This window comes from Areca yellow leaf disease phytoplasma (assembly GCF_041920595.1).
The window spans coordinates 45,649-46,920 of sequence record NZ_CP169277.1; the positions used below are offsets into that span (position 1 = coordinate 45,649).

The 1,272-nt window shown below is 26.4% G+C and carries 2 protein-coding genes; both read right to left on the reverse strand.

Annotation, left to right across the window (positions count from 1 at the left end):
• A partial coding sequence (locus ACEW7V_RS00235; protein WP_374695499.1) for a hypothetical protein occupies positions 1-252 on the reverse strand: 252 nt, incomplete at its 3' end.
• A gap of 340 nt (positions 253-592) precedes the next feature.
• A complete protein-coding gene (locus tag ACEW7V_RS00240; protein ID WP_374695500.1) occupies positions 593-778 on the reverse strand; it encodes a hypothetical protein in 186 nt (61 codons plus the stop codon).
• Between the last annotated feature and the right edge of the window lie 494 nt (positions 779-1,272).

Sequence of the window (1,272 nt, forward strand, 5' to 3'; positions counted from 1 at the left end):
CATACGTATTGCTCTTTTTTCATCTTGTAAGCCAAAAGGTGTTTGGATAGTTATTTTAACGTTTTCATTACAAATATTTGGAAAGCATCTAAGAGATAAGAAGTGTCTAGGTTTTGTCCTATTTTTTTGTAAAATGACAGTATATATAAAAGTATTATCGGAATTATTTACAGTTTTTTTGTCAATAATAACTCCTAAGTTGATATTTTGGGAATTGTAATAATCTTGGCATAAAACTATAGTTTTTAACATATCTTCTTTAATTATTTGTTCTTTGTTATCAAAAAGATTATAAAAAAGTATTTGTTTTTGTGGGGATTTGGAAGGTGGTTTTTGCCAATTTGATATTAGTTTCTAAAATCTTTTTTTGGTTTTCTAAAATGTTGTTATAAGAAAAAGTTTGTTTAGTAAATGATAAAAACATTTTATCTATGTCAATTTTAGGGATTTGAATTGTTTTTCATAACTTTTTTTTATTGTTATAATCAAAAATTTGAATTTGTAAAGAAGATACTAAATGGATTAGTGTTTGCTAAACTAATTTCTAATTGCTTGTATTTGTGAGTATCAAAATTAACTAATTGTATTGTTTCTAAACCACTTGTAATTTATTGTAAGTGAGATTTCTTGTAGTTGTCTTTATTTTATGAAAAATTATTTTTTGTTCGGGCTGTTCTTTTATATAAGTATGGAGGTCTTCTAAAAAGATGTTGGTTTGAATGTGGGGTTTTTGTTCGTTTAGTTTTTCATTTTTGTAAGATGTTAAGTTCGTTTGCAATATAATTTGTATTAGTGTTAGTCGTTTGGAATGCAATATAATTTGGGTTGTTATTTGCTATTTTTTCTTTTTTGGATTTGAGTAAAGTATAGAATTGTTGTTTGATGTAGTTAATGTTAATTGATTGAGAAATACGAAAAATTTCATAATAACTCCTATTTATGCCTATTAATTTTCCTTTCTTCAGCATTAAAAAGAGGTCTCTCCGCTATTGCCTGAATCTAGGGTTATATCAGAAGTTAATTTCTTTTTCATTGAGAAAAGTAATAACTCCTGTTTTAAATAAATTTTGTCTAAATTGCAGGTCTTTGGTGAGGCATAAGGCCAAAATACCATTGTTTCCGTATGTTAGTTTTGTTGGTTTTTAATTGGTTAGTTTGCAGTTCTCAAAAAAAAATGCAAAAAAAAAACCTAACACCCAAACTGTCTCCTTGATGGATAGGTATTTACATTCATCAAAATTAATGTACTTGGCAAGAACTTCATCAGTTAAC